The organism is Lautropia mirabilis (assembly GCF_900637555.1).
In the GTDB taxonomy this organism is placed as follows: domain Bacteria; phylum Pseudomonadota; class Gammaproteobacteria; order Burkholderiales; family Burkholderiaceae_E; genus Lautropia; species Lautropia mirabilis.
Genome location: NZ_LR134378.1, coordinates 1,060,390 through 1,086,635, shown reverse-complemented (window position 1 = coordinate 1,086,635; position 26,246 = coordinate 1,060,390). Strand labels below are relative to the sequence as shown.

Sequence of the window (26,246 nt, the reverse complement as noted above, 5' to 3'; positions counted from 1 at the left end):
TGGCAGCAGGCGAAAAAAAAGCCCCGGAAGCACCGGGGCCTTGGCGGAAGGCGAAGCGCCCTCAGGCAGCGTCTGCCAGCGCCGGGGTGATGCTCACCACCTTGTTGCTCTTCGGGCCGGTGATGCCGAAGGTGACCACACCGTCCATCAGCGCAAACAGGGTGTGATCCTTGCCCATGCCGACGTTGCGACCAGCGTGCACACGGGTGCCGCGCTGACGCACGATGATGGAGCCAGCCGAGACGAACTGGCCGCCGTAGGCCTTGACGCCCAGCATCTTGGGCTTGGAATCGCGGCCGTTTCGCGTGGAGCCGCCGCCTTTCTTCTGTGCCATGTCAGATTACCTGCACGAAATGTCCTGTCGCCCGAACAAGGCAGGGACAGGACGGGTTGATCGGTCCCGGTCGCCTCAGGCGGCTGCGGGTGCCTCGGCCTTGGCCGTGCCCAGCTCGGACGACACCTGCGTGATGAACAGCTCGGTGTAGTTCTGGCGATGGCCCTGGCGCTTCTGATAGTGCTTGCGCCGCCGCATCTTGAAGATGCGCACCTTCTTGTGACGTCCCTGAGACAGCACGACAGCCGACACGCTTGCGCCACCCACCAGCGGCGCACCGATCTTCACCTTGTCACCGTCGTAGACGGCGAGCACCTGGTCGATCTCGATGCCGGCTCCGATGTCTGCGGATATCTGTTCTACCTTGATTTTCTCGCCGGCTGCAACCTTGTATTGCTTGCCACCGGTTTTTATGACCGCGTACATGGAAACCTCCAAAGAACACACCTCCCCACCCGGGAAGGCGCAACCTGGAATTATAGAATCGGCCTGCCTTGGCAGTCAAACATCCGGCTGAGGCCACCACGCCCTCACAGCCACAGCCACAGCCACAGCCACAGCCACAGCCACAGCCACAGCCACAGCCACAGCCACAGCCACAGCCACAGCCTCAGCCTCAGCCTCAGCCTCAGCCTCAGCCTCAGCCTCAGCCTCAGCCTCAGCCTCAGCCTCAGCCTCAGCCTCAGCCTCAGCCTCAGCCACAGCCTCAGCCTCAGCCTCAGCCTCAGCCTCAGCCTCAGCCTCAGCCCCGGCCCCGGGGGGCATGCCCGAAAAGGCACATCCCTCCCTGCGACGGCCCCGGATTCGGTCGCCCAGCCCCTTGAAACCCCTCCCACACCCCCTGAAAAGCGCCCCATTCCGGAAGAATCGGCCACTGCCGATCGGCATCGGCCATCCGCCCATATAATCAGGTCTTTCCCAGGGCATTCCCGTCTGGCAACGTGGCATCATTCCGGGCGCTCCTGCCATCAGGCAGGGCCCCTTGCCGGAACCGGGCACCTTGGTCAGGCCAACGCACAACAGCTTCCCATCTTGAAACCCTACGACGCCTATCCGATCATCTCTGAAGATCTCGCCGAAGTCGATCGGGTCATCAAGGAGCGCCTCGACAGCCCCGTCGCCCTGATCCGCACCATCGCCACCTACATCATCAGTGCAGGCGGCAAGCGGCTCCGGCCCGTGCTGCTCACGCTCTTCGCCCGCGCTCTCGGCTACGGCCAGACCGAACAGCAGCGTGCGCAGGGTCACCACTGGCTGATGGCCGCGGTGGTCGAGTTCATTCATACCGCCACCCTGCTGCACGACGACATCGTCGACGAATCCACCCTGCGGCGGGGCGCCCCCACCGCCAATGCCCAGTTCGGCAATGCCGCCTCGGTGCTGGTCGGCGACTTCCTCTACTCCCGCTCGTTCCAGATGATGGTGGAAGTCGAGCAGCTCCACATCCTCAAGACCCTGGCCGACGCCACCAACGTCATCGCCGAGGGCGAGGTGCTGCAGCTGCTCAACTGCAACGACCCCGACGTGGACGAGGCGGCCTACCTGCAAGTCATCCGCTTCAAGACCGCCAAGCTCTTCGAGGCCTCGGCGCGCATCGGCGCCGTACTGGCTGGCGCCACGCCCGAGCTGGAAGACGCCGCCGCCGCCTACGGCCGACACCTGGGCACCGCCTTCCAGATCATCGACGATGTGCTCGACTACTCCGGCGAGAGCGAGACCCTGGGCAAGAACATCGGCGACGACCTGCGTGAGGGCAAGGCCACCCTGCCGCTCATCCGCGTGATGGAAGTGGGTTCGCCCGAAGACCGCGAGATCGTCCGTCAGGCCATCCTGAACGGCGAGACCGAGCACTTCGACCTCATCCACCAGGCCATCCAGCGCTGTGACGCCCTCGGCTACGCGCGCCAGCTGGCCGAACAGGAAGCAAACCGGGCACATGCGGCTTTGGCGCAAATGCCCCCCTCCCAATATCGCGAAGCTCTGGTATACTTATCTTCTTACTCGGTTTCGCGCAATATGTAGTATCATTGCAGCAAGCCATTCGGGGTGTAGCTTAGCCTGGTAGAGCGCTACGTTCGGGACGTAGAGGCCGGAGGTTCGAATCCTCTCACCCCGACCAGGACATCAAAAAGCCGGATCGTGCCATGTGCCGATCCGGCTTTTTTCATGCCCTCGTCCATGAAGCGCACCACCGCCACGAAGAGCATCTCCATCCACTTTCACAGATGGTGCACAATAATAACTCTCGTTAACGTTATCATCCTCAAGTCCAGGAGACCGATCCCATGCTGCAACCTTCCCGTATCGCCCTGGCCGTAGCCGCCGCGCTGGCCTGCGGCACTGCCCTGGCAGCCCCCACTGGCAAGCCCGGCCCCGCACCCTCCAAACCCGTCAGCCTCGACGCCTCCGACTTCAAGCCCACCAGCGGCTGCGAAAAGCTGGAAGGCTACGACCCCCAGTGGGCCAATCACGGCGACGACTACGGCCTGAATCAGCCTGAGTCCAAAGCCGACAAGCCGAAAGGCGACAAGGACAAGAAGCCACAGTACGTCTGGGGCTTCTATCAGATGCACGAACATGACGGCACCCTGTATGCCGCTTTTGGCGGCAAGATGACCAGGAACGTCACCCCGGGTGCCCTGGTGGCGCTGGATGCCGACACCCTGGCCCTGAAGAACACCATCAAGCTGCCCTTTGCCACCCATGCCCTGGCCCTCAGCCAGGACGGCAAGCGCGCCATTGCCACGCACACCTATGTCAACGCCTTCAGCCTGGTGAACCTGGCCGACGGCAAGATCACCTGCCGCAAGGCCGATACCGACGTGAAGGGCCAGAAGTATCGGGGCCGCTACGTCGTGCTGGATGAAGCCGGCAACTTCTACATCAACTACAACACCTTCGCGCCCGGCAAGCCGCCCAGCTACCTCATGAAGTACACGCCGGAAGGCGAGCACGCACCGGGCTTTGCCGTGCAATCCATCGGCAACGGTCTGGTCATCCCGCTGGCCTACCTGGATGGCCGGGTACTGACCGGCACCCATGGCGTGACAGCCGTGGACCCGAAGACCGGGGTCACCACCCCGCTCACCGGCGTGGACGAGGGGCTCAACGTCTACAACTATGTGGCGGGCCCCGGCAAGCAGCTGCTGGCCAGCGTCTACGGGGTGGGTGCACTGCCCAACCTGCTGCTCATCGATCCGGCCACCGGGGCGCGCAGCAGCCTGCTCACCGGCAGCGGCACCGTCGAGGTGGGCTATTCACCTGAATCCGGACAGGTCTTCTCCACCAACTACGAAAGCCACACCCTCACCGTGGCATCCCTGCCCGCCCAGGCCACAGGCTTCGTGCCCGGCCAGTTCGTCAACATCGCCTTCCAGGATGCGCCGTCCAACCTGCACGTGCGCCACACCGCCAACGGCACCGATGTCTACCTGACCACCAAGGACTGGGAAGGCGGCAATGCCACCCGGGGCGCTCGCCTGCATCGCGTTCACATCGCACCTTCCGTGCAGGGCATCGATGGTCTGGACAAGCCCGACGCCTGCACCGTCACCACCTTCGACATGCGGGACCGCTCGGTCTCGTCCCCGGTTGCCTGCAAGCTGCTGGATCCGAAGGCGACCTGGAAAGTCGAATACGAGCGCGCCGGGAAGAAACTGCCCGACCTGCAGAAAAGCCTGCGCAGGGCCGTCACGTCCGAGCAGGACGCCAAGGTCAAGCTGAAAAAGGCCCAGGCCCAGGCCCGCAAACAGCCCGGCAAGGCAAGCACCCAGGCCGTGAAGGACGCCCAGCAGGAAGTGAAGCAGGCACAGATGCTGCAAGGCTTCCTGAAAGACCAGATGCCGGCTGCCGAATCCGGCCTGAAGATCTTCCAGCACATGGCCGGCCAGTAAGCCTCCGCCAGACCTTCCGGGTATCATGCCCGGACCCGTCTGACCCAGGGAACCCCGCGTTCCCTTTTCACGTTTGCGGGAAGGGTTGGCGACACGGACCCGCAGGTCCGCAGGTCCATGGTCGCAGCGTCCTTCCCGCCCATTCAGGAGATCCTCATGAGCCAAGTCACCCTCGCCGGCAATCCCATCAAGGTTGGCGGCACCTTCCCCGCCAAGGGCAGCAAGGCCCCCGCCTTCACCCTCACCACCGGTGAGCTGGGCGAAGCCACGCTGGCCACCTACGCCGGCAAGCGCAAGGTGCTCAACATTTTCCCCAGCGTCGACACCGGCGTCTGCGCCGCCTCGGTGCGCCACTTCAACCAGGACGCCGGCAAGCTGGCCAACACCGTCGTGCTGTGCATCTCGGCTGACCTGCCCTTTGCTCAGGCCCGCTTCTGCGGCGCCGAAGGCCTGTCCAACGTCGTGATGCTGTCCTCCTTCCGCAACCCGGAATTCCGGACCGCCTACGGCGTGAACATCGAGAACGGCCCGCTGGCCGGCCTGTGCGCCCGCGGCGTGGTGGTGCTGGATGAGAACGACCAGGTGCTGCACAGCCAGCTGGTGTCCGAGATCAAGGACGAGCCCGACTACGCCGCCGCGCTGGCTGCCCTGTAAGCCCTCTTGCGTGCCGGACGGGGGCGTGAGCCTCCCTGTCCGTCCTGCAGACAACGATCCCGGTGCCCGTGCCCAGTCGCACGGCACCGGGATCGCGTTCATGGTGTCGAATATCATTGATCGGGCCTTTCACGCCGCAAAGGCTTGCAGAACCCCGATTCCCATCGCGCTCACACCATGGCCATGTCCCTTCCCAGCCGCCTGCCGGATGTCGGCACCACCATCTTCAGCACCATGTCGGCCCTGGCCGCACGGCACGGTGCCGTCAACCTGGGTCAGGGCTTTCCGGACTTCGACTGCGATCCTGCCCTGATCGAGGCCGTCAGCCGCGCCATGCGCGCCGGCCACAACCAGTACCCGCCCATGCCCGGCTGGCCGGCCCTGCGTCAGGCCGTTGCCCGCAAGATCGCGGCCTGCCATGGCCACGCCTACGATCCCGACACCGAGATCACCCTCACCGCCGGGGCCACCCAGGCGCTGTTCACCGCCATCCTGGCCGTCACCCGACCTGGCGATGAAGTCATCGTGCTGGACCCGTGCTACGACAGCTACGTGCCCGCCATCCGCATGGCCGGCGCCGTCCCCGTGCGCGTGCCGCTGCAATCCGGCAGCTTCGCGCCGGACTTTGAGCGCATTGCCGCCGCCCTCACGCCCCGCACCCGGCTGCTCATCATCAACTCGCCGCACAACCCCAGCGGCACGGTCTGGACGGCCCGGCAGATGCAGCAGCTGCAGACGCTGCTGGCTCCCACCGACGTGCTGCTGCTCAGCGACGAGGTGTACGAGCACATGGTCTTTGACGGCCAGCCGCACCAGAGCGTCTCCCGGTATCCGGAGCTGGCCGCCCGCAGCCTGGTCGTCTCCAGCTTTGGAAAGACCTTTCACGTCACCGGCTGGAAGGTGGGCACCGTGGCTGCGCCGGCCGCACTGACGGCGGAATTCCGCAAGATCCACCAGTTCAACGTCTTCACCGTCAACACTCCCATGCAGGCCGGCCTGGCCGACTACCTGCAGCATCTGGAAAGCAACCCGCAGGATCCGGGCCACTACCTGAACCTGTCCGCCTTCTATCAGCGAAAGCGTGACCTGTTCCGACAGGGCCTGGCGGGTACAGGCTTCCGGCTGCTGGATTGCGCCGGCACCTATTTCCAGGTCGTGGACGTGACCGACCTGTTGCAAGACAAAGCCCTGCGCACTAACGTGCTGGCGCACCGTAACGGAACGTCAAACGCTCCGGCGGCCACAGACCACGGCAACAGCGACAGCACACCGAATCATCCCGCTGACGGACAGCGCCCCGCTCATTCGTCGGACGCCCCCACGGAAGCCGCCTTCTGCGAATGGCTTACCGCCCACATCGGCGTGGCCGCCATCCCGCTGTCGCCCTTCTACGGCGACGGGCGCAACCAGAACCTCATCCGCTTCTGCTTTGCCAAAAAGGACGAGACCCTGCACGCCGCCCTTGAACGGCTGGCCCGGCTGTAGCCGGAAGAGGCGTCGCCCCGTGGAGATCAGGCCCATGGCCTGACCCCGACCTGTTCAAGGTGCACAGGCCTGCCTTGCACCAGTGCATTCACCATGAAACAATGAATGCACATTCATTCCACGGAGCCAGACCGCCATGGCCATGCTCACCGTCCGCAATCTGCCTGATGAAGTCCATCGTGCGCTGAAAGCGCGTGCAGCCTCCCGTGGGCACAGCACGGAAGCCGAGGTACGTGCCATCCTGGCTGATGCCGTCAAACCTGCCGAGCGAATCCGACTGGGATCGCTGCTGGCCGGCATCGGCCAGGAGGTCGGGCTGACCGATGAAGAATTCGCCATCTTCGAGAACGTCCGGGACAGGACATCCGCACCAACGGTGGATCTTGAATGATCCTCCTCGACACCAACGTCATCTCTGAACCCATGCGCCGGGAACCCGAGGCCCGGGTATTGGCCTGGCTGGACCGGCAGCCGTCCGAAACCCTGTTCCTGTCCGCCATCACGGTTGCCGAGATCCGCAAGGGCATTGCATTGTTGCCAGCTGGCAAGCGGCAGACCCTGCTGGCCGAGCGCCTGGACAAGCTGCTGCTGCCGATGTTCCATGGCCGCATCCTGCCTTTCGACATTCACACGACACCGGCCTACGCCTCGGTCATTGCCCATGCAGCCGCAGCGGGTTGCACCATTGCCGCAGCTGACGGCTTCATCGCCGCCATCGCGCTGCAGCACCATTTCAGCGTGGCCACTCGCGACACCCACCCCTTTCAGGCGGCTGGGCTGGATGTCATCAATCCATGGACGACGGACTGATGCTCTCCCACATGCACCCCCAGCTGGCCGAATTCTTCCACTACCGGCTGGCCCAGCAGGAACTCATGAAGGAACTGGGCGAATCCGGCGCCGCCCTGTCCATGCAGCAGGATCTGCGTGCCCTGCGCGGCTGGTACAAGCTGTTTGGCCAGCGCGTGGGCGGCCCCATCCTGGACATGGCCGAGGTAAGCGATCTGGTGGCCGACACCGACGAGCGCCCGATCCGCTTGCGGCGCTATCGTCCGGACATCACGGCCATGGAAGCCCCTGCCCTCATCTACTTCCACGGCGGTGGCTGGAGCATGGGTGATCTGGACACGCATGATCGCGTCTGCCGTCGCCTGGCGCATACCGCACAGGCCATCGTGATCGCCGTGGACTACGCGCTGGCCCCGGAACTGCCCTGGCCCCAGGCGCCACACGACAGCATCGCGGCCACGCGCTGGGTCCTGCAGAACGCTGCCTCACTCGGCATCGACGCCCGGCGGGTGGGCGTGGCCGGCGACAGCGCGGGTGGCAACCTGGCCGCCATCGTCGCACTGGCGTTGCCAGAGCTTGCCTGCCAGATCCTCATCTACCCGGCCACCGACCTGCGCAGCGGCTTCCATCCCCAGTACCCATCGCTGCGCGACAACGCCCAGCGCCCGCCGCTGACCACCGAACAGATGGCCGAGCACATGCGCCTCTATCTGGATGGTCAGGAAACACATGCCCGACATCCGCAGGCCTCTCCCCTCCTGGCCCCCTCCCATCGCGGCGTGGCCCCAGCCCTGATCATCACGGCAGAACTCGACCCGTTGCGCGACGATGGCGCCGCTTACGCACAGAAGCTGGCCGCAGATGGCGTGGACGTGCTGCACCGCAACTACGCAGGCCTCACCCACGGCTTCATCGAGATGGCGGGCGTGCTGGACTGCGTGCCCGAGACCTTTGCGCTGATGGCGCAGTGGCTCCAGGCCTGCTGCCGGCAGGCCACGGCTCCCGACCCGCACAACCCTGCCAGGCCTGCCAGTCCGAGCCACCCAGCCGGCCCATCATCGTGATCCCGGCCGGCGCCCGGGTGACGACCTCGGGCGCCGAACAAGACCCCCGACGACACTCAGATCGACGTATCCACCCGCACGCCCAGCCAGAACTGGCGTCCCAGCCCCTGATAGTCACGCACCGGCTCGATGTCCCGGTCCAGCGCATTCAGGAGTTTCGCCTCCAGCTTCCAGCGCGTGTCCAGCTTCCAGTCGGCACGCAGATCCAGAACCGCATAGCTACCCAGACGCACATTGCCGTCCGGACGTGATCCCACACGGGTGAACGTCGCCCCGGTGCTCCAGCGGTCTGCCAGATAATCAGCCCCGATACTGGCCTGATGCGTGGCACGACGGTTCAGGCGCTGACCGGTGCTGTCGTCCCTCGCATCCAGAAAGTCGAAGACCGCCGTCAGTCGCATGAAGCCCCAGTCATGCGCAGTCTGGAGCGTTGCCCCTTTCAGCGTGGCGCGCGCCGTATTGGCTGCACACCCGAAATACCCGGCCGGGCACGTGGTGCCGGTGCTGTCCGGGTCATAGCCGATCAGGTCGCGGATGCGGTTGCGATAGATCGTGATGCCCGCCCGCGTGTTGGAAGACTGCCAGACCAGACCCAGCTCGGCATTGCGGCCCTTTTCCGGCTGCAGCGTGCTCACGCCATAGTTCGGGTAGTACAGATCATTGAAGGTGGGCGCCCGAAAGCTCGTGCCCACCAGCGCCCGAACCTTCAGGCGATCCGTCAACGCCTGGCTGGCCCCCAGGCTGCCCGTGGTCTGCCCGCCGTAGGCGGAATTGTGGTCATGCCGCAGGCTGGCCTGCACGTCCAGCGGGCCGAACTGCCCCGTATACCCGGCCAGCAGCGCCTGATTGTGCCGCGTGCGCTGTTCGGAAGCGCCAGCCACGCCGCTCGTGGCATAGCTGTTGCTGCCCACCTTCTCGTGCAGATATTCCCAGCCCAGCACCACCTGCTGGCCCGGCTGCAGGCGCAGCGTGTTCTGCCACGTCGCCTGATTGCGCGTCGTCCGGTAATGATCCGGTTGCACCGCACCGCTGCGGTCATCATCCACGCCATGCGCCAGCTGCGCCGACGTGATCCAGCGCGAGGACAGCTCACCCCGATAGTCGAGGGCGGTGCTCGTGGTCTTGGCACGGCGACGGAAATCCGGCGAGGCATCCGACAGCCCGGTAGCCGCATCGAAGCGGCCGCTGTCGTACTGCGCATTCAGCCGGGCCTCGGTGGCCGTCAACCCGATGCGATGCCCGGCGGCAGGCGACACCCCCACGTTCACCGTGCCCATCGTGCGCTTGAAACCGTCTCGGTCGGGGTTGTAGTAACCATAACGGTCGCCCGGGCGGATGGCCGATTCGCCACGATTCTGCTCATGCCCCACGCTGGCCGCATAGTCGATGACGCCACTGGCCCCGGTCAGACCGATGCCCGCCTCACGTCCCCGATAGCCGCCCAGCGCCGCATGGGCCTGCAGGCGAGGCGCGCCCTTGCCACGCCGTGTGACCAGATTCACCACGCCGCCCACGGCATCCGCACCATACAGACCCGACACCGGCCCCCGCACCACCTCGATATGGTCGATCTGCGCCAGGTTCATGGAACCGAAATCGGTCTGCCCCAATGAGGCCGAGCCGATGCGCACGCCATCCAGCAGCACCACGACCCCGCCGGCCGCCACCCCGCGCAGGAAATAGCCGCCGCTCTGGCCAGGCCCGCCATTGCGTGCCAGCTGCAGGCCGGCAAAACGGCGCAGCGCATCGTCCACCGACGAAAGGCCACTGTCCTCCAGCATCTGCCGGCTCACCAGCACCACGTCAGCCACACTGTCGGTGATCGGCTGTGCCTCGCGGGTGGCCGTCACCACCAGCGGCGCCAGCGCCGTCGGTTCTGCCGCCAGGGCCGTCGGTTCTGCCGCCAGGGCCGTCGACAGTGCGGCCCCAGAGGACATCACCAGCGCAACCGCCGCGGCAGCCCCATGAAAGCGAAACACCGGTTTTTTTTCAGAGAAATGATTATCAGTAGACATGTCGGCCAACGTAAAAGAAAGACACCGTAAAGAACAGACACGGATTGCCAGAAATTCTTCGCTTTCAATGATCGCACGCTTCCAGCCACCGGCCATGGTGCCCTGTCGCAATCGCTATATAACCGTGTATATTTCGACTGTCTCCATTTCCACACCATCCATCCAGGGGGTCATCTCCATGAAAAACATCTCCTTCAGGAAACAGCTGCTGGCCCTGTCGGTCCTGTCGCTTGCTGCCGGCACCGCGCAGGCCGCCGAGATCACCGTTTCGGCCGCCGCCAGCCTCACCAACGCCTTCAAGGAAATCGCCCAGCGCTACGAAGCCAAGTACCCGGATGCCAAGGTCCAGCTGAACTTCGGCGCCTCCGGTGCCCTGTTGCAGCAGATGGCCAAAGGCGCCCCGGTCGACGTGTTCGCCTCGGCCGACCAGGCCACCATGGACAAGGCCGAGAAACAGGATCTGATCAACCCCAAGACCCGCCACAACTTCGCTCGGAACACCCTGGTCCTCATCGTGCCGGCCGACAGCACCCAGTCGCTCGACAAGCTGGCCGACCTGAAGAAAGCCTCCATCCAGAAGATCGCCATTGGCAACCCGGCCAGCGTGCCGGTGGGCAACTACACCAAGGATGTCCTGGAAGATGCCCGCCTGTGGAAGCCCGTCTCGACCAAGGCTGTCAACACCCAGAACGTGCGCCAGTCGCTGGACTATGTGGCCCGGGGTGAAGTGGATGCCGGTTTTGTCTACGGCACCGACACCTACGTGATGAAGGACAAGGTCAAGACCGCCTTCGAGGTGCCCACCAAGACCCCCATCCTGTACCCGCTGGCCATCACCAAGGACAGCGCCCAGCCCGAAGAAGCACGCCGCTTCCAGGCCTTCGTGCTGGCCCCCGAAGGGCAGGAAGTGCTGGCCAAGTTCTTCTTCAAGAAGCCCTGATCACTGCACGGCATGGAGTCCGTCTGGCCAGCACTGCTGCTGTCCCTGAAGGTGGCAGGCCTTGCCACCGCCATCGACCTGGTCCTGGGCGTGGCGGTGGGCTGGCTGCTGGCTCGGCGGCGCTTTCCGGGGCGTGAGTTCCTGGACACGGTACTCACGCTGCCCATGGTGCTGCCGCCCACCGTGCTCGGCTACTACCTGCTGGTGCTCATCGGCCGGCGCGGCTGGCTGGGCGGATGGCTGCACGACACCTTCGGCATCAACCTGATCTTCACCTGGCAGGGCGCCGTCATCGCTGCCTCGGTGGTGGCCTTCCCGCTGGTGTTCAAGCCTGCGCGCGCTGCCTTCGAGGCCGTCGACGGCCAGCTGGAGCAGGCCGCCCGCATCCTGGGCATGAAGGAAGCCGCTGTCTTCTTCCGGATCACGCTGCCCCTGGCCTGGCGCGGCATCATGGCCGGCCTGCTGCTGGCCTTTGCCCGTGCCCTGGGCGAGTTCGGCGCCACCCTCATGGTGGCTGGCAGCATCCCCGGCAAGACACAGACACTGTCCATCGCCATCTACGAAGCCGTGCAGGCAGGTCAGGACGACACCGCCAACCTGCTGGTACTGATCACCTCCATCGTCTGCGTCGCCGTGCTCCTGTCCGCCGGCAAGCTCGCCCCCGGGCGCATCGCCCACCGATGACCCCTTCGGCCCCACCTCACGGGGCTGCTCCCTCTCCCCACATTCCCACCCCGCCCTGCCGTCGCCGTGAAGCTCGACCTCGACATCCGAAAGACGCTCACCTCCGCCACGCGCACCTTCACCCTGTCGGTGCAGCTGCAATCCGACCATGAGCGGATCGTGATCGTCGGCCCTTCCGGATCGGGCAAGAGCCTGACGCTGCAGGCCATCGCCGGGTTGCTCACCCCGGACGCCGGTCACATCCGGCTGGAGGACGACACCCTGTACGACGCCTCCAGCCAGATCTGCCTTCCCCCCCAGGCTCGGCGCCTGGCCTATGTCTTTCAGGACTACGCCCTCTTTCCGCACCTGACCGTCTACCAGAACGTGGCGTTCTCGCTCCGTCACGGCTGGCGCAACCCGCCCAGTCATCCCGAGCGCAGCCAATGGCACCCGTCGGTAGCACGCTGGCTTGATGCCTTCGGGCTGACCTCGCTGGCCAGCCAGTATCCATCCGAGCTGTCCGGCGGACAGCGTCAGCGCACCGCCCTGGCCCGCGCCCTGGTCACCGAACCCCAAGCCCTGCTGCTGGACGAACCCTTCTCCGCCCTTGACCCCCACCTGCGTGTCACCATGCGCCAGGAGCTGCTGGCCCTGCAGCAACGCCTGCGCGTGCCCCTCATCCTCATCACCCACGACGTGGAAGACGCCAAGGTGCTGGGTCAGCACGTGGTGCAGATGCAGGACGGCCGCCTTCAGGACTGAGCTCTCTGTCCGCCAGGGCTTGCACACCCAACAGGCACGCGCGATCATCGACCCATGGATTCGCGTGACGTTGCCCCTTCGCTGCCCCAGTCCAACCCCGACGCCGATGCCGTGCCGGATCTGCTGCGGCGCGCGGTCTCGGGCGTGCTGCGCAACGCACAGAATGGCGAGCTCCCGCTGTTCGCCTGGACGCTGGGCATGCCCCAACCGGAACTGTTGGCCCTGCTGGCCCGGCTATTCCCCGAAGTCGACCCCGTCGAATCCATGCCCGATGCCCAGTACCAGAAGCTGCTGCGCATGTGCCCGCCCGACTTCGCCGCCATGCTGACCTTGCTGCTGGCCAACCGTAATCCCGAGCAGCCCGAACGCCTCACCCGCTGGCTGGCCCACGCCATCGCGGCCGCCTGCTATGGTGAACGGGAACTCTGGGAAGACCTCGACCTGGGCGGGCGCGACGATCTGGGTCAGCTGCTGCAACAGTACTTTCCCACCCTGCACGCCCGCCTGCGTCACGGCCACAACTGGAAACAGGTCCTGCTGACCGAGTTCCACGCAACCTGACGCTCAACGGCAGCCCCTGGCCGCCAAGACCCCGGCCATCACTCCGGCATGGAGAGTCAGACCTGCCGCCCCGGGGAAAATGCCTTTCTTTCCCCTTGCGCCCCTCTCTTTTGCCTTGCCTCTCTCCACGACATGAGCACGCCTCAAGCAACTGCCACCGACGCCCCGAACACGACATTTGTCACGGATTCACCCACAAACCAGCAGGTAGAATTGCACGGTTCCATCTGGATGACCATCGGTGGCACCAACTTCGGTGGCGCAGGGCGTATCGGGCTGCTGGCCCAGATTGCCGAGAGTGGTTCCATCTCGAAGGCCGCCAAGGCCATCGGCATGAGCTACAAGGCAGCTTGGGATGCCATCGACATCATGAACAACCTGGCTGGTCAGCCGCTCGTCGAGCGCACGGTGGGCGGCAAGGGCGGCGGGGGAACCCGCCTCACCCAACGCGGCCAGCAACTCATCGACAATTTCAAGACCATTGAAAACGAACACCGTCGCTTCGTCGAACAGCTGTGCGCTCAGGCTGACGGCATTGCTGACGACTACCTTTTGATACGGAGAATGAGCATGAAGACCAGCGCACGCAATCAGTTCCTGGGCAAGGTTTCCGCCGTCCACCGCGGTGCCGTCAACGATGAAATCGAACTCGACGTGAAAGGCGGCCACAAGGTGGTGGCCACCGTCACCCACGAAAGCGCCGAGAACCTGGGCCTGAAGGTTGGCGCCGAAGCCTTCGCCCTCGTCAAGGCCTCGTCCATCATCGTCGTGGCCGACAGCGAAGGGGCCCGTTTCTCGGCCCGCAACCACCTCACCGGCAAGATCAGCCGCGTGCAACCCGGTGCCGTCAACACCGAAGTGGTCATCGAAGTGAACGGCGGTGGCACCGTAGCCGCCATCGTCACCAACGAAAGCGCCCAGTCGCTGGGCCTGGCTGAAGGCAAGACGGCCAGCGCCATCTTCAAGGCCTCCAGCGTCATCATCGGCGTTCCGGCCTGATAAGCCCTTGTCTGGCCCCTGGCGGGCCAGATACCCCCAGGCCCGGCCCCTGCACGGCAATCCACCCCCTGCAGGCGTCGGGCCTGTCGCATCAGGACATTGAAAGCCTCAGGGCCCGTTGCCCGACAGGCCGTTCTCCACCGCATAGACGGCAATCTGCACCCGGCTGGACAGATTCAGCTTCTTCAGGATGTTCTGCACGTGAATCTTCACCGTGCTCTCGGCCACATCCAGCCGCCGGGCAATTTCCTTGTTGCTCTCGCCTCGCGCCAGGCACTGCATGATCTCCCGCTCGCGCGCCGTCAGGTGCACCCGCTCGGGCGTTGTGCCCGACTGGATGGAGGGCGAGTCGGGCGGCGTCACGGTTGCGCCGTGCTGGCCACTGCCCTGCGAACGGAACTGCTCCACCAGCTTCATCGTCATCGACTCGGCAATGACGGGTTCGCCGCGCTTGGCCTTGCGGATGGCAGCCACCAGCGTCTCGGCCTCGACATTCTTCGTGAGATAGCCCACCGCACCGGAGCGCAGCGCCTCGCCCAGCTCCTCGGCCTCTTCCGAGACGGTCAGGATCACCACCTTCGACTGCGGCACATCCTGCGTGAGCAGATGCAGCGTCTCCAGCCCCGACAGCCCCGGCATGTTCAGATCCAGCAGGATCACGTCCGGGCGCAGCGCCTTGGCGCGCTTCAGCCCCTCCAGCCCGTCGGCCGCCTCGGCCACGATGCACAGGTCCTCCTCACGCTGCAGCAGCTGACGCACGCCGGAGCGGAACAGGTTGTGATCATCGACAAGCAGAATGCTGATGCTCATTTATCAGAACTGGAACTCAGGGCTCGACAAGATAACAGAACGGCAAACACTCAGGCCTCGGTAATCCGACCATTTCAGGACGCCAGCCGGTCGCTCTGCGACAGGTACAGGGAAACCTCCGTCCCCTGCCCCGGCGCGCTGCACATCTGCAGCTGCCCGCCCAGGCGTGCCGCCCGCTCGCGCATGATGGACAGCCCCACATGGGTTTCACTGCGCTCGGCCACCTCCTGCGGATCATAACCCTCACCGTCATCACGGATGCTCATGCCGAAATCGCGGTGATTGTCGATGCGCACCGTCACCTTGCTGGCATACGCATGCTTGCGCACGTTGGACAGCGCCTCCTGCAGAATGAACAGCACCTGAAGCTGCTGGTCAGGGTGCAGCGGTGCGCCGTCCCGGTCATCCAGGTGCAGCTCCACGTTCAGCCCGGTCTGCCGGCGGAAGCGCCCGATCGTGTCGTCCACCGCCTTGCGCAGCGACTCCTCGCCCAGCCGGGTCCGGAAATTCTGCAGCAACTCGCGCACATCCTGGTAGCTCTCGGAAACCCCCGTCTTCAGCAACGGCACGATCTCCTCCACCTCGTCCCAGCGGCGCTGCTGCACCGCGCTGCCCAGCATCTGCGTCTGCAGGTTCAGGAAGTTCAACCCCTGGGCCAGGCTGTCATGCAGCCCCTGCGCCACCAGGTTGCGTTCCTCGGCCACCGCCAGCTGACGCGCCTTGATGCTCAGCCGCTGGTTGTCCAGCGCCGCGCCCAGGTGCTGCCCCAGCATCTCCAGCAGCTGAAGCTCGCGGGGCGACATCGTCGTGCGCTCACGGAAATGCAGCGAAAAGGTGCCCAGCGTCGCCTCCGGCGTCACGATCTGGAAGACCGACACCGCCTGGAAACCATCGCGCATGCAGCCGATCTCCTCGGGGCGCGGCAACTTGCGGAAGTCCCGGATGATCATCGTGCCGCGCTGCGTGGCCTCGCCGCAGAAGCAGGCATCGGTACGCATGCAGTGCTCGCTTTCCTGAAGCGCCGAAGAAAACCCCAGCGACACGACAATGTGCAGCCGCTCCCCCGACGGGTCCAGCACCCGGATGCTGCCCGCCGCCGCATGGAACTCATCCATCACCCGCTGCAGGAAGCCCCGGCACAGTGCCTCGATATCGTTGGGCTTGTTCAGGAACGCCGTCATGCCATAGAGCGCGCTCAGCTGCCGGTTCTGCCTTTCCAGCTCGGCCGTCTTCTGACGCACATGCTCGCCCAGATCCTCGTACAGGCTCTGCAGCTCGTCCGCCATCCGGTTGAAGCCTTGGGCCAGCACGCCCAGTTCGTCGGTATTGTTGACGGGCACCCGCACCGAAAAGTCCCGGGCCGCCATCCGCTGGATACCGCCCTGCAGCGTCTGCACCGGCCGGATGATCCAGCGGTACAGCAGGAAGATCATCGCCATCGTGCCCAGGCAGGCCATCACGATCAGCACGCTCTGCAGGATCCGCAGCCGGGTTGTCTTGCTGGCGTTGCCGACCTCCAGCACGTGCACCAGCCGGTCGGCCTCAGCCACGAAGCCCGGCAGCTGCGCCAGATAGGCCGTGCTGTCACCCTCCTCCAGCGCCTCGTGGGCCAGATCCGCCAGCTCATCCCAGCGGGTCGTCACAGCATGGAACTGCTGGCGCAGCGGCGCATCCGTGGACAGAAAGAGCGGTCTGCCCGGAAGGTCCCCCGCAAAATGCGCCAGGATGCGCCCCTGCTCCCGCAGGTCCACCACCACCTGGGCCTGAGCCGCCTCATCGTGCCGAAGCAGGTTCAGCCCGATACGGTTCGCGCGCATCCGCAGGCTGCCCGTCTCGTTGATGGCCGCTGCCGTGCCCGCCAGCTGCCACGACAGCCACAGCGTCCAGCCCACCATGCTCAGCACCAGCGACAGCGCCACCACGGAACTGATGACGATGCGGGTGGACAGCCGGTTCTTCCAGGCCGGCGCAGCCGCCTTGGCCTGCACCGCACCTGTCACCTGCACACCCTCCGGCAAACGGTCGGAGCCTTCCTCACGTCGCAGCCCGGCCTCGCCATCGGTCGCGGATGCAACGCCATCAGGCGCCCTTTCTTCCTCGGAAGCCCCTCTCCGCACTATCGTTATACCCGACTCGACATAACGACTGGAAGCGGCTGCCTGCGACAAGGACCCGTCGCGCTTCGGCGAACCTGATGCCCGGTCATCAAACGGCATGGTGCTTTCCATGGAAGTATCCGTCGAGGAGCCTCGGGGCGTTGCGCCTACTGCACCAATGGCGTGTCGGCCCCTTCCAGATCAATGCCTTCGATTTTGGCACGGCCCAGCAGAACCTGCACATACTGCCGCCAGGCCGCATCCCGGCTGGCTGCGGTCAGTGCCTGCGCGATGCCCTCCTGCACCTGCTCGAAGGGCAGCTGCTGCCCCTCGTGGCGACGGTTGACCCGGATGATGTGCAGCCCGTAGCGGGTCTCGATCAAACTGTCGGCAATGGTTCCGGGAGCAATGCGCCACAGCGCCGCCTCGAACTCCGGCACCGTCTCACCGCGCTGCATCCGCCCCAGTGCACCGCCGTTCTCTGCCGACGGGCAGTTGGAACGCTCGGCTGCCATCGCCTCGAATCGCTCGGGATGCTCCTGCAGCAGCGCCAGCGTCTCCTTCGCCACCAGCCGCAGCGCATCCAGCGGCGTGCGCTCGTTCACGGCAAACAGGATATGGTCGGCATCCACCCATCCGCCCACCCGGAAACGCTCCGGATACTGCTCGTAATGACGCCGGCAACTGGCCTCATCCACCACCGGCACCGTGACCTGCGTGGACAGCAGGTAATCGGCTGCTTCCTCGGCATCCGCCACCGGATGCCCCTGCTCGGCCGCCTCGTCCAGCATCACCCGCTTCAGCGCCAGGGCGATGCAGGCACTGCGCAGCGGCTGCGGGGTGTCCTGGTGGAAAGGCAGCTCGGCTGCCACCTCATCATCGGTGATCTCCACACCATTGACCTTGATCGACACGCAAACCTCCTGAAAATGATTGGGCCACGGAAGTCGTCCTTCCGTGGCCCGATGTCCGGCCCGCCTGATGATATCGGACGGCCGGGATCATGATGAAAGCCATCCGCTGCCGGACGCATCCGGCAGCATGACGACAGCTTCAGCTCAGCGCTGGCGCACCAGCTGCCAGGCACGACCCAGGTAGGTCAGCGAGGCAAAGCCGCTCCAGACATGCACCAGCCGCGTGAACGGGAACAGGATGAACAGCGTCATGCCCATGAACAGGTGCAGCTTGAAGATGATGCTGACATCGGCAATCAGCGACGCCGCGTCCGACTGGAACGTGACGATGTGCTGTGCCCAGGTCATCAGCCGGACCATCTCGGCACCGTCCATGTGGCCGGCCGACACGATGATGGTCGTCAGCCCCAGCAGCAGCGTGAGCAGGATCCAGATCATCAACACCTTGTCACCCAGGGAGGTGACGGCGCGGATGCGCGGGTTGGTCAGACGCCGATGCAGCAGCAGCGACAGCCCGATCAGACACATCGTGCCCATGATCCCGCCGGCCGTCATGGCCACCACCTGCTTGAAGTGGTGAGTCACCCCCAGCATGTCCCAGATGGCCACGGGCGTGAGCAGCCCCACCAGGTGGCCGAAGAACAGCCCCAGAATGCCCACGTGGAACAGGATGTTGGCCGTACGCAGATGGCCGCGGTACAGCACCTGCGAGCTGTCGCTCTTCCAGCTGTACTGCTCGCGCTCGAAGCGCACCAGGCTGCCCAGCAGGAAGATGCTGAGCGCGATGTACGGATAGATCCCGAAGAAGAATGCGTTGAAGTAGCTCATGAGATCTCCTCAGCGATAGAACTTCACCGTCTGCACCATGCCGTTGTCCGGCTTGAGCAGGGGTTCCGAACCGTCATTGCCCGGTCCGATGGTGTCGAGCAGCGTGTCCATGTCACGTGCCGGCGCATCCTCCATGGGCTGCGCCTTCACCGGCGACATTTCCTGCAGGACCGTGAACACGGCGGCATACGGATTCTCGCGCTCGGCCAGGCGGCCGCCCACCAGCGCGATCACGTTCACCGCATCACCCAGCAGGCGCGCGGCCTCCTCGGGCGGACGCTGTGCCAGGAACTCCAGGAACAGCGGCAGGTAGTCCGGCGTCTCGCGCGGGCTGCCCGCCTCGTCACAGGGCTCGAAGCCGTGGCGCTGGTATTCGCGCAGCAGATCCAGCAGCGCGTCACCCCGCTCACGGCTCTCGCCGTGGATGTGCTCGAACAGGTACAGCGACTGGCGGCGCGAGCGATCGAACTCGGCCACGTACTCCTCCTGCAGCCGGATCAGCTTCGTCGTGCGCAGATGCTCAAGGAGCGGCCCCAGCTGCGCACGGATGCGCGGCGTGGGCGCCAGGGCTGCCTCGATCTCGGGCAGCGCGTCGATCAGCTCCTGCTCCGGGTAGCTCAACAGCGCCGAAAGCACTCGATAGATGATCATCACGACTCCTGTTCGGCTTCCTGTTGGCGAGGCCGCTTCAGCTGCAGGTGAATGACATCCACCTTGTTCCGCTTGCCAAAGAGCGACTCATTGGAATAACCCGACGAGCAGCCATTGCCGAAGCTGAAACCGCAGCTGCCGGTATCGCTGAAGTTGCGCTCCACCGCAGCCTTGTGCGAGGCGGGAATGACGAAGCGGTCCTCGTAGTTGGCGATGGCCATGGTCTGATACATGTCCTCCACCATCTCGGGCGTGAGACCCACGCGCTTGATGACCTCCAGCGAACCCTGGCCGTTGATCATCTCGCCACGCTTGAACGCACGCATGGCAATCATCCGCTCCAGCGCCTTGATGACCGGCTCCTCGTCGCCTGCCGTCAGCAGGTTGGCCAGGTAGCGAACCGGAATGCGCAGGCTCTTCACGTCGGGGATGATGCTGCCTTCCACCGTCTCGTGCGGCATCTGCTTGTTCTCGGCTGCACTCTGGATCGGCGACAGCGGCGGGATGTACCAAACCATCGGCAGCGTCCGGTATTCCGGGTGCAGCGGGAAGGCCACTTCCCAGTCCACCGCCATCCGGTACACCGGCGACTTGCGGGCAGCCTCCAGCCACGTCTCGGGGATGCCCTCCTTGCGGGCAGCCTCGATCACGTCCGGATCGTTCGGATCCAGGAAGCACTCCAGCTGGGCCTTGTACAGCTGCTTCTCGTCCGGCATGGATGCGGCCGCCTCGATGCGGTCGGCGTCATACAGCATCACGCCCAGATAGCGGATACGGCCCACGCAGGTCTCGGAGCACACCGTGGGTTGGCCCGCCTCGATCCGCGGATAGCAGAACAGGCACTTCTCGGCCTTGCCCGACTGCCAGTTGAAGTAGATCTTCTTGTACGGGCAGCCCGAGATGCACATCCGCCAGCCGCGGCACTTGTCCTGGTCCACCAGCACGATGCCGTCCTCTTCGCGCTTGTACACCGAGCCCGACGGGCACGAGGCCACGCAGGTCGGGTTCAGGCAGTGCTCGCACAGGCGCGGCAGATACATCATGAAGGTGTTCTCGAAGGTGGAGTACATCTGCTTCTGCACCCCCTCGAACAGGTGATCCTGGCTGCGCTTGCTGAACTCGCCGGCCAGATCGTCCTCCCAGTTCGGGCCCCACTCGATCTTGTCCATCTTCTCGCCGGTCAGCACCGACACCGGCCGTGCCGTCGGCGGCGTCTTCATACGCGGCGCCGACTGCAGGTGCTGGTAGTCGTAGGTGAACGGCTCGTAGTAGTCGTCGATCGACGGCAGGTTCGGGTTGGCAAACAGGTTCGCCAGAATGCGCAGCTTGCCCCCCTGGCGCGGCTCGAGCTTGCCGCTCGAGGTCCGCACCCAGCCCCCGTTCCACTTCTTCTGGTTCTCCCACTGCTTGGGATAGCCGATACCGGGCTTGGTCTCGACGTTGTTGAACCAGGCGTATTCCACGCCGTCACGGCTGGTCCAGACGTTCTTGCAGGTTACCGAGCAGGTATGGCAACCGATGCACTTGTCCAGATTCAGCACCATTCCAATCTGTGCACGAACTTTCATCAGACTTCTCCTTGTGCCGTTTCCGCCTTCACCGGCTCATCCATCCAATCGACCTTCGACATCTTGCGCAGCAGCACGAACTCGTCGCGGTTGCTGCCGATGGTCCCGTAGTAGTTGAAGCCATAGGCCAGCTGCGCGTAACCCCCGATCATGTGCGTGGGCTTGAGCACCGTGCGAGTGACCGAGTTGTGGATACCGCCGCGCTTGCCGCTCAGCTCCGATCCCGGCGTATTCACGATCTTCTCCTGCGCGTGATACATCAGGCACATGCCGCGCGGGATCCGCTGGCTGACGATCACCCGGCAGGCAATCACGCCGTTGGTATTGAAGACCTCGATCCAGTCGTTGTCCTCCACGTTCGCGCGCTTGGCATCCTCTTCCGAAATCCACACGTGCGGGCCACCCCGGCTCAGCGACAGCATCCGCAGGTTGTCCGAATACGTGCTGTGGATGCCCCACTTCTGGTGCGGCGTGAGGAAGTTGAGCGCAATTTCCGGGTTTCCGTTGGGACGTGCGCCGAACATGCTGGCCGTGGACTTGGTGTCGATGGCCGGCTTGTACACGCAGAAGCCCTCACCGAAGTCCAGCATCCAGCGGTGATCCTGGTAGAACTGCTGGCGGCCGGTGATGGTACGCCAGGGAATCAGCTCGTGCACGTTGGTGTAGCCGGCGTTGTAGCTCACCTCTTCCGACTCCAGGCCCGACCAGGTGGGCGCCGAGATGATCTTCCTCGGCTGCGCCTGGATGTCGCGGAAATGGATCTTGTCGTGCTCGCGACCCACCGCCAGGTGCGTATGGTCGCGGCCGGTGATCTTGCCCAGCGCCTCCCAGGCCTTCACCGACACGTGGCCGTTGGTCTCAGGTGCCAGCGTGAGGATCATCTCCGCCGCATCAATGGCCGTATCCAGCCGCGGACGGCCCTTGCTCACGCCCTCTTCCTGCACGGCCTTGTTGAAGCCGACCAGATCGTGGATTTCGTGCTCGGTGTTCCAGGTGATGCCCTTGCCGCCGTTGCCCAGCTTGTCCAGCAGCGGACCGATGGACGTGTACTTGCGATGGATGTCGTTGTAGTTGCGCTCGACCACTACCATGTTGGGCGCCGTCTTGCCGGGGATCAGGTCGCATTCGCCATGCTTCCAGTCCTTCGGCTCGAAGGGCTGGCCCAGCTCTTCCGGGGTGTCGTGCATGAGCGGAACCAGCACGATGTCCTTGCGCGTGCCCAGATACGGACCGGCGATCTCGCTGAACCGCTTGGCGATCAGCTTGTAGATCTCCCAGTCCGTCTTGCTTTCCCACAGCGGCGTCACCGCCTCGGACAGCGGGTGGATGAACGGGTGCATGTCGGACGTGTTCAGGTCGTCCTTCTCGTACCAGGTGGCCGTGGGCAGCACGATGTCGCCATACAGACAGGTCGTGCTCATCCGGAAGTCCAGAATCGTCACCAGATCCAGCTTGCCCTCCTCGGGCATCTGCTCGGGCGTACGCACCTCGGTCGGACGCACGGTGTCGCTGGCATCACAGAACACCGAGTTCTGCGTGCCCAGCAGGTACTTCAGGAAGTACTCGTGCCCCTTGCCGCTGGAGCCCAGGATGTTCGAACGCCAGACGAAGAGGTTGCGCGGGAAGTTCTTCGGGTTCTCGGGGTCATCACAGCTCATGCGCTGCGAGCCGTCCTTCAGGCCACGTACCAGATACTTCACCGGATCCTCGCCTGCCTGCTGCGCAGCGTCGACGATGTCCAGCGGGTTGTTCTCCAGCTGCGGTGCCGACGGCAACCAGCCCATGCGCTCGGCGCGGGCGTTGAAGTCGATCAGCGCCAGCGGCTCCATCGCCTTCTTGTCGGCCGTCGGTGCCAGGATCTCGCCCACGCGCAGCTGCTCGTGCCGATACTGGCCCGTGTGCGCATAGAAGAAGCTCGTGCCGTTCATCTGGCGCGGCGGACGCGACCAGTCCAGACCGAAGGTCAGCGGTGCCCAGCCGAACTGAGGCCGCAGCTTCTCCTGGCCCACATAGTGCGACCAGCCGCCACCGCTCTGACCCACGCAGCCGCACATCATCAGCAGGTTGATGATGCCGCGATAGGACATGTCGGTATGGAACCAGTGGTTCAGACCCCCACCGACGATCACCATGCTGCGGCCACGCGTGTCGTGCGCATTCTGCGCGAACTCGCGTGCCACCTGCGTCACCAGCTCGGGACGCACGCCTGTGTGCTTCTGCTGCCATGCCGGCGTGCAGGGAACATCATCCTCATAGGACTTGGCCACGTTCTCGCCGCCCAGCCCCTGGTCCACGCCATAGTTGGCCATCTGCAGGTCGTAGACAGTAGCCACCAGGCCCTCGCTGCCATCGGCCAGCTTCACGCGCTTGACCGGCACGTTGCGCGGCAGCAGGTCGTCCTTCTCGCCACCAAAGTAGCTGAAGTACACGGCCTTCACGTCGTCGTGCATGCCCTTCAGGCTCAGCACCGGATCAATTTCCCGGCCGCTGCCGCCATCGCGCTTCTCCAGGTTCCAGCGACCCACCTTGCCGGTGCCCGCCTTGTCCTCGCCCCAGCGGAAACCGACAGAGCCATTGGGCGCCACCATGTCACCGGTCAGCGCATCCACCAGCACCGTCTTCCACTCGGGGTTGTTGGTCTCGCCCAGGTTCTCGGGCAGGTGCGAGGCACGCAGGAAGTAGTCCGGCACCAGCTTGCCGTCGTGTTCCTTCAGCGTCACCAGCATCGGCATGTCGGTGTACTGCTTCAGGTAATCCACGAAGTACTGCGACGGGTTGTCGCGGTGGAACTCGGTCAGCACCACGTGACCCATGGCCAGTGCCAGCGCAGCGTCCGTCCCCTGACGCGGGGCCAGCCACACATCGCTGAACTTCACCATCTCGCCGTAGTCGGACGAGACCGCCACCGTCTTGGTGCCCTTGTAGCGCACCTCGGTGTAGAAGTGGGCATCCGGCGTGCGGGTCATCGGCACGTTCGAGCCCCACACCACCAGGTAGCCGGAGTTGTACCAGTCGGCCGACTCGGGCACGTCGGTCTGCTCGCCCCACACCTGCGGGCTGGACGGCGGCAGGTCGCAGTACCAGTCGTAGAAGCTCAGGCAGGTACCCCCGATCAGGCTCAGGTAGCGGGCACCCGAGGCATAGCTGATCATCGACATCGCCGGAATGGGCGAGAAGCCGACCACCCGGTCAGGGCCATACTTCTTGATGGTCAGCGCGTTGGCCGCCACAATGATCTCGGTGGCCGTGTCCCAGTCGGCACGCACGAAGCCACCCAGGCCACGCACGCTCTTGTAGCGGCGCGACTTCACCGGATCCTGGCTGATCGACTCCCAGGCCGAGATCGGATCCATCGTCTTGCGGGCCTCGCGCCACATCTCCATCAGCTCGCCCCGAATCATCGGGTGCTTGACGCGCTGCGCCGAGTACACATACCAGCTGTAGGAGGCGCCCCGCGGACAGCCACGCGGCTCATGGTTGGGCAGATCCGGGCGCGTGCGCGGGTAGTCGGTCTGCTGGGTTTCCCAGGTGATCAGCCCGCCCTTCACGTAGATCTTCCAGCTGCACGAGCCGGTGCAGTTGACCCCGTGAGTGGAGCGCGCAATCTTGTCGTGCTGCCAGCGGGAACGGTAGGCGTTCTCCCAGGCACGGTCTTCCTTCACCACGGCTCCATGGCCTTCTGAGAAGGACGAACGCACCCGGGAAAGGAATTTCAGCCGATCCAGAAAATGACTCATCGTCGATACCTTTTGTTCAGAGCAGCCGGCTTGCGCCGGCCATGTTCAAAAACCACTCAGCAGGGGGTGCGGGCACCCTTGCGGGCGTAGAACCACCAGGTCACCACCATGCAGCTGAGGTAGAAGGCGATGAATGCGTACAACGCCATGTCCACCGAGCCCGTCGCCTCCAGTGAAGTGCCGAAGCTCTTCGGGATGAAGAAGCCGCCATAGGCACCCACCGCGCCGGAGAAGCCCAGCACAGCGGACGCTTCCTTGTTGCCCTGCACCACCGCCTGGCGCTGGGCCTCGGGCGTCTTCTCGGCTTCCTGCGTGCGTGCCGTCAGGAAGATGACGGGAATCATGCGGAAGGTGGAACCGTTGCCGATACCCGAAAGGGCGAACAGCAGGATGAACATGCCCAGGAAGGCCGGGAAGTTGCCTGCATGGCCTTCCGAGGGCAGCGTGAACAGCACGCCCACCACGCCCAGCACCATCAGCAGGAAGGTGTAGAGCGTCACCGTTGCACCGGCCTTCAGCCGGTCAGAGATCCAGCCGCCCACCGGTCGCGTCAGCGCGCCCACCAGCGGCCCCAGGAACGCATACTGCGTGGGGTTCACGTCCGGGAACTGCGACTTGGTCAGCAGCGCCAGTCCGGCCGAGAAGCCGATGAAGGAACCGAAGGTGCCGACGTAGAGCCAGCACATCAGCCAGTTGTGCTTGCGCCGGAAGATGATGGCCTGATCCTTGAACGAGGCCTTGGCATCGGCGATATCGTTCATGCCGAACCAGGCCAGGATGGCCGAGATCACGATGAACGGTACCCAGACAAAGCCGGCGTTCTGCAGCCACAGCGTTTTCTCGACACCCTTCTCCACATAGTGCAGGCCCTCACCCGTGAAGCTGCCCACCATGGCGCTGGAGATCACCAGCGGCACCACGAACTGCGCCAGGCTCACCCCCAGGTTGCCAATGCCCGCATTGAGGCCCGTGGCCGTACCTTTCTTCGCCTTCGGGTAGAAGAAGCTGATGTTGGCCATGCTGGAGCTGAAGTTGCCGCCCCCCAGACCACACAGCGCGGCCAGGATCAGCAGCGTGCTGTAGCTGGTGCTGCTGTCCTGCAGCGCGATGCCCATGCCCACGGCCGGCAGCAGCAGACTCAGCGTGGAGATCACCGTCCAGCGGCGCCCGCCGAAGATGGGCACCATGAAGCTGTAGAACACCCGCAGCGTGGCCCCTGAAAGTGCCGGCACTGCAGTCAGCCAGAACAGCTGGTTGCTGGTGAACCGGAAGCCCACCTTGTCGAGGTTGACCGTCACCACGCTCCACAGCACCCAGATGGAGAAGGAGATCGTCAGCGAGATGATCGAGATCCAGAGGTTGCGCTTCGCGATGCGTGCGCCGGTCTTTTCCCAGAACTCGGGATTCTCCGGATCCCAATGGTGAAGGACATGGCCCTTCACGGGGGCGTCGTTGGATGTTGCCATGATGATCTCCGTGT

Annotated in this window: 24 protein-coding genes and 1 tRNA gene; 13 read left to right on the top strand and 12 right to left on the bottom strand. The window is 64.7% G+C overall.

Going from position 1 to position 26,246, the window contains the following annotated elements:
- Window positions 1-61 precede the first annotated feature (61 nt).
- The 3 genes from rpmA to EL249_RS13135 all read right to left on the bottom strand — a co-directional run bounded on the left by rpmA (window position 62) and on the right by EL249_RS13135 (window position 1,222).
- Window positions 62-334 carry a 50S ribosomal protein L27 gene (rpmA, locus tag EL249_RS04420; protein WP_005674092.1) on the bottom strand — a complete coding sequence of 91 codons (273 nt, stop codon included), beginning with the start codon at window positions 332-334 and terminating at the stop codon, window positions 62-64.
- Between the two features lie 75 nt (window positions 335-409).
- A complete protein-coding gene (gene rplU, locus EL249_RS04415; RefSeq protein ID WP_005674093.1) occupies window positions 410-760 on the bottom strand; it encodes a 50S ribosomal protein L21 in 351 nt (116 codons plus the stop codon).
- A gap of 75 nt (window positions 761-835) precedes the next feature.
- The gene (locus EL249_RS13135; protein WP_156789143.1) at window positions 836-1,222 is read right to left on the bottom strand and encodes a hypothetical protein; all 387 of its coding nucleotides are present in this window, start codon (window positions 1,220-1,222) and stop codon (window positions 836-838) included.
- 144 nt (window positions 1,223-1,366) lie between these two features.
- On the opposite strand from EL249_RS13135, the gene EL249_RS04405 reads away from it, so the two are divergent.
- The 8 genes from EL249_RS04405 (at window position 1,367) to EL249_RS04370 (ending at window position 8,219) form a co-directional block, all read left to right on the top strand.
- Window positions 1,367-2,356, top strand: coding sequence for a polyprenyl synthetase family protein (locus tag EL249_RS04405; RefSeq protein WP_005674095.1), 990 nt, complete (start codon window positions 1,367-1,369; stop codon window positions 2,354-2,356).
- A gap of 20 nt (window positions 2,357-2,376) precedes the next feature.
- Window positions 2,377-2,453, top strand: a tRNA-Pro gene (locus tag EL249_RS04400).
- 166 nt (window positions 2,454-2,619) lie between these two features.
- The gene (locus tag EL249_RS04395) at window positions 2,620-4,227 is read left to right on the top strand and encodes a YncE family protein (RefSeq protein WP_005674097.1); all 1,608 of its coding nucleotides are present in this window, start codon (window positions 2,620-2,622) and stop codon (window positions 4,225-4,227) included.
- 156 nt (window positions 4,228-4,383) lie between these two features.
- The gene (gene tpx, locus EL249_RS04390) at window positions 4,384-4,881 is read left to right on the top strand and encodes a thiol peroxidase (RefSeq protein ID WP_040530014.1); all 498 of its coding nucleotides are present in this window, start codon (window positions 4,384-4,386) and stop codon (window positions 4,879-4,881) included.
- 177 nt (window positions 4,882-5,058) lie between these two features.
- On the top strand, window positions 5,059-6,366 hold the full coding sequence (locus tag EL249_RS04385) for a pyridoxal phosphate-dependent aminotransferase (RefSeq protein ID WP_040531651.1): 1,308 nt from the start codon (window positions 5,059-5,061) through the stop codon (window positions 6,364-6,366).
- A gap of 136 nt (window positions 6,367-6,502) precedes the next feature.
- Window positions 6,503-6,757 carry a FitA-like ribbon-helix-helix domain-containing protein gene (locus EL249_RS04380; protein ID WP_005674100.1) on the top strand — a complete coding sequence of 85 codons (255 nt, stop codon included), beginning with the start codon at window positions 6,503-6,505 and terminating at the stop codon, window positions 6,755-6,757.
- Complete coding sequence (locus tag EL249_RS04375) at window positions 6,754-7,176, top strand: type II toxin-antitoxin system VapC family toxin (protein ID WP_005674101.1); 423 nt, start codon at window positions 6,754-6,756, stop codon at window positions 7,174-7,176. The genes EL249_RS04380 and EL249_RS04375 overlap by 4 nt, the downstream gene beginning before the upstream one ends.
- The gene (locus EL249_RS04370) at window positions 7,161-8,219 is read left to right on the top strand and encodes an alpha/beta hydrolase (RefSeq protein WP_005674102.1); all 1,059 of its coding nucleotides are present in this window, start codon (window positions 7,161-7,163) and stop codon (window positions 8,217-8,219) included. Before EL249_RS04375 ends, EL249_RS04370 begins: the two co-directional genes overlap by 16 nt.
- Before the next feature lie 56 nt (window positions 8,220-8,275).
- On the opposite strand, the gene EL249_RS04365 is transcribed toward EL249_RS04370, so the two are convergent.
- On the bottom strand, window positions 8,276-10,198 hold the full coding sequence (locus EL249_RS04365; RefSeq protein ID WP_005674103.1) for a TonB-dependent receptor domain-containing protein: 1,923 nt from the start codon (window positions 10,196-10,198) through the stop codon (window positions 8,276-8,278).
- 214 nt (window positions 10,199-10,412) lie between these two features.
- On the opposite strand from EL249_RS04365, the gene modA reads away from it, so the two are divergent.
- From modA to EL249_RS04340, 5 genes are all read left to right on the top strand, one after another.
- Window positions 10,413-11,174, top strand: a complete 762-nt coding sequence (gene modA / locus EL249_RS04360; RefSeq protein ID WP_040530017.1) for a molybdate ABC transporter substrate-binding protein — start codon at window positions 10,413-10,415, stop codon at window positions 11,172-11,174.
- 12 nt (window positions 11,175-11,186) lie between these two features.
- A complete protein-coding gene (gene modB / locus EL249_RS04355) occupies window positions 11,187-11,858 on the top strand; it encodes a molybdate ABC transporter permease subunit (protein ID WP_005674105.1) in 672 nt (223 codons plus the stop codon).
- A 66-nt stretch (window positions 11,859-11,924) separates the two neighbouring features.
- Entirely contained in the window at window positions 11,925-12,602 is a 678-nt protein-coding gene (locus EL249_RS04350; RefSeq protein ID WP_005674106.1) for an ABC transporter ATP-binding protein, read from the top strand.
- A gap of 54 nt (window positions 12,603-12,656) precedes the next feature.
- Complete coding sequence (locus EL249_RS04345; RefSeq protein ID WP_005674109.1) at window positions 12,657-13,163, top strand: nitrogen fixation protein NifQ; 507 nt, start codon at window positions 12,657-12,659, stop codon at window positions 13,161-13,163.
- A gap of 231 nt (window positions 13,164-13,394) precedes the next feature.
- Window positions 13,395-14,162: a TOBE domain-containing protein gene (locus EL249_RS04340; protein WP_050782076.1), complete on the top strand. Its 768-nt coding sequence runs from the start codon at window positions 13,395-13,397 to the stop codon at window positions 14,160-14,162.
- A gap of 108 nt (window positions 14,163-14,270) precedes the next feature.
- Here the strand turns inward: EL249_RS04340 and EL249_RS04335 are convergent, their stop codons facing one another.
- From EL249_RS04335 to EL249_RS04300, 8 genes are all read right to left on the bottom strand, one after another.
- Window positions 14,271-14,972 carry a response regulator gene (locus EL249_RS04335; protein WP_005674112.1) on the bottom strand — a complete coding sequence of 234 codons (702 nt, stop codon included), beginning with the start codon at window positions 14,970-14,972 and terminating at the stop codon, window positions 14,271-14,273.
- Window positions 14,973-15,046: 74 nt separating this feature from the next.
- Window positions 15,047-17,200 (bottom strand): HAMP domain-containing protein, encoded by a 2,154-nt coding sequence (locus tag EL249_RS04330; protein WP_005674113.1) that lies wholly within the window; start codon window positions 17,198-17,200, stop codon window positions 15,047-15,049.
- A 35-nt stretch (window positions 17,201-17,235) separates the two neighbouring features.
- Window positions 17,236-17,982 carry a peptidylprolyl isomerase gene (locus EL249_RS04325; RefSeq protein ID WP_005674114.1) on the bottom strand — a complete coding sequence of 249 codons (747 nt, stop codon included), beginning with the start codon at window positions 17,980-17,982 and terminating at the stop codon, window positions 17,236-17,238.
- A 144-nt stretch (window positions 17,983-18,126) separates the two neighbouring features.
- Window positions 18,127-18,810, bottom strand: a complete 684-nt coding sequence (gene narI, locus EL249_RS04320; protein ID WP_005674115.1) for a respiratory nitrate reductase subunit gamma — start codon at window positions 18,808-18,810, stop codon at window positions 18,127-18,129.
- 9 nt (window positions 18,811-18,819) lie between these two features.
- A complete protein-coding gene (gene narJ / locus EL249_RS04315; RefSeq protein WP_005674116.1) occupies window positions 18,820-19,461 on the bottom strand; it encodes a nitrate reductase molybdenum cofactor assembly chaperone in 642 nt (213 codons plus the stop codon).
- On the bottom strand, window positions 19,461-21,029 hold the full coding sequence (gene narH / locus EL249_RS04310) for a nitrate reductase subunit beta (RefSeq protein ID WP_005674117.1): 1,569 nt from the start codon (window positions 21,027-21,029) through the stop codon (window positions 19,461-19,463). Before narH ends, narJ begins: the two co-directional genes overlap by 1 nt.
- Window positions 21,029-24,766, bottom strand: a complete 3,738-nt coding sequence (locus EL249_RS04305; RefSeq protein WP_005674118.1) for a nitrate reductase subunit alpha — start codon at window positions 24,764-24,766, stop codon at window positions 21,029-21,031. Before EL249_RS04305 ends, narH begins: the two co-directional genes overlap by 1 nt.
- 56 nt (window positions 24,767-24,822) lie before the next feature.
- Window positions 24,823-26,232 (bottom strand): NarK family nitrate/nitrite MFS transporter, encoded by a 1,410-nt coding sequence (locus tag EL249_RS04300; RefSeq protein ID WP_005674119.1) that lies wholly within the window; start codon window positions 26,230-26,232, stop codon window positions 24,823-24,825.
- Between the last annotated feature and the right edge of the window lie 14 nt (window positions 26,233-26,246).

What these genes read in the sequence shown, in the direction of transcription:
- EL249_RS04305 (WP_005674118.1), bottom strand. Translation starts at nt 24,766, where the DNA reads ATGAGTCATTTTCTGGATCGGCTGAAATTCCTTTCCCGGGTGCGTTCG.
- EL249_RS04370 (WP_005674102.1), top strand. Translation starts at nt 7,161, where the DNA reads ATGGACGACGGACTGATGCTCTCCCACATGCACCCCCAGCTGGCCGAA.
- narJ (WP_005674116.1), bottom strand. Translation starts at nt 19,461, where the DNA reads ATGATCATCTATCGAGTGCTTTCGGCGCTGTTGAGCTACCCGGAGCAG.
- EL249_RS04330 (WP_005674113.1), bottom strand. Translation starts at nt 17,200, where the DNA reads ATGGAAAGCACCATGCCGTTTGATGACCGGGCATCAGGTTCGCCGAAG.
- EL249_RS13135 (WP_156789143.1), bottom strand. Translation starts at nt 1,222, where the DNA reads ATGCCGATCGGCAGTGGCCGATTCTTCCGGAATGGGGCGCTTTTCAGG.
- narI (WP_005674115.1), bottom strand. Translation starts at nt 18,810, where the DNA reads ATGAGCTACTTCAACGCATTCTTCTTCGGGATCTATCCGTACATCGCG.
- modA (WP_040530017.1), top strand. Translation starts at nt 10,413, where the DNA reads ATGAAAAACATCTCCTTCAGGAAACAGCTGCTGGCCCTGTCGGTCCTG.
- modB (WP_005674105.1), top strand. Translation starts at nt 11,187, where the DNA reads ATGGAGTCCGTCTGGCCAGCACTGCTGCTGTCCCTGAAGGTGGCAGGC.
- EL249_RS04395 (WP_005674097.1), top strand. Translation starts at nt 2,620, where the DNA reads ATGCTGCAACCTTCCCGTATCGCCCTGGCCGTAGCCGCCGCGCTGGCC.
- EL249_RS04380 (WP_005674100.1), top strand. Translation starts at nt 6,503, where the DNA reads ATGGCCATGCTCACCGTCCGCAATCTGCCTGATGAAGTCCATCGTGCG.
- EL249_RS04385 (WP_040531651.1), top strand. Translation starts at nt 5,059, where the DNA reads ATGGCCATGTCCCTTCCCAGCCGCCTGCCGGATGTCGGCACCACCATC.
- rplU (WP_005674093.1), bottom strand. Translation starts at nt 760, where the DNA reads ATGTACGCGGTCATAAAAACCGGTGGCAAGCAATACAAGGTTGCAGCC.
- narH (WP_005674117.1), bottom strand. Translation starts at nt 21,029, where the DNA reads ATGAAAGTTCGTGCACAGATTGGAATGGTGCTGAATCTGGACAAGTGC.
- tpx (WP_040530014.1), top strand. Translation starts at nt 4,384, where the DNA reads ATGAGCCAAGTCACCCTCGCCGGCAATCCCATCAAGGTTGGCGGCACC.
- EL249_RS04335 (WP_005674112.1), bottom strand. Translation starts at nt 14,972, where the DNA reads ATGAGCATCAGCATTCTGCTTGTCGATGATCACAACCTGTTCCGCTCC.
- rpmA (WP_005674092.1), bottom strand. Translation starts at nt 334, where the DNA reads ATGGCACAGAAGAAAGGCGGCGGCTCCACGCGAAACGGCCGCGATTCC.
- EL249_RS04300 (WP_005674119.1), bottom strand. Translation starts at nt 26,232, where the DNA reads ATGGCAACATCCAACGACGCCCCCGTGAAGGGCCATGTCCTTCACCAT.
- EL249_RS04345 (WP_005674109.1), top strand. Translation starts at nt 12,657, where the DNA reads ATGGATTCGCGTGACGTTGCCCCTTCGCTGCCCCAGTCCAACCCCGAC.
- EL249_RS04375 (WP_005674101.1), top strand. Translation starts at nt 6,754, where the DNA reads ATGATCCTCCTCGACACCAACGTCATCTCTGAACCCATGCGCCGGGAA.
- EL249_RS04340 (WP_050782076.1), top strand. Translation starts at nt 13,395, where the DNA reads ATGACCATCGGTGGCACCAACTTCGGTGGCGCAGGGCGTATCGGGCTG.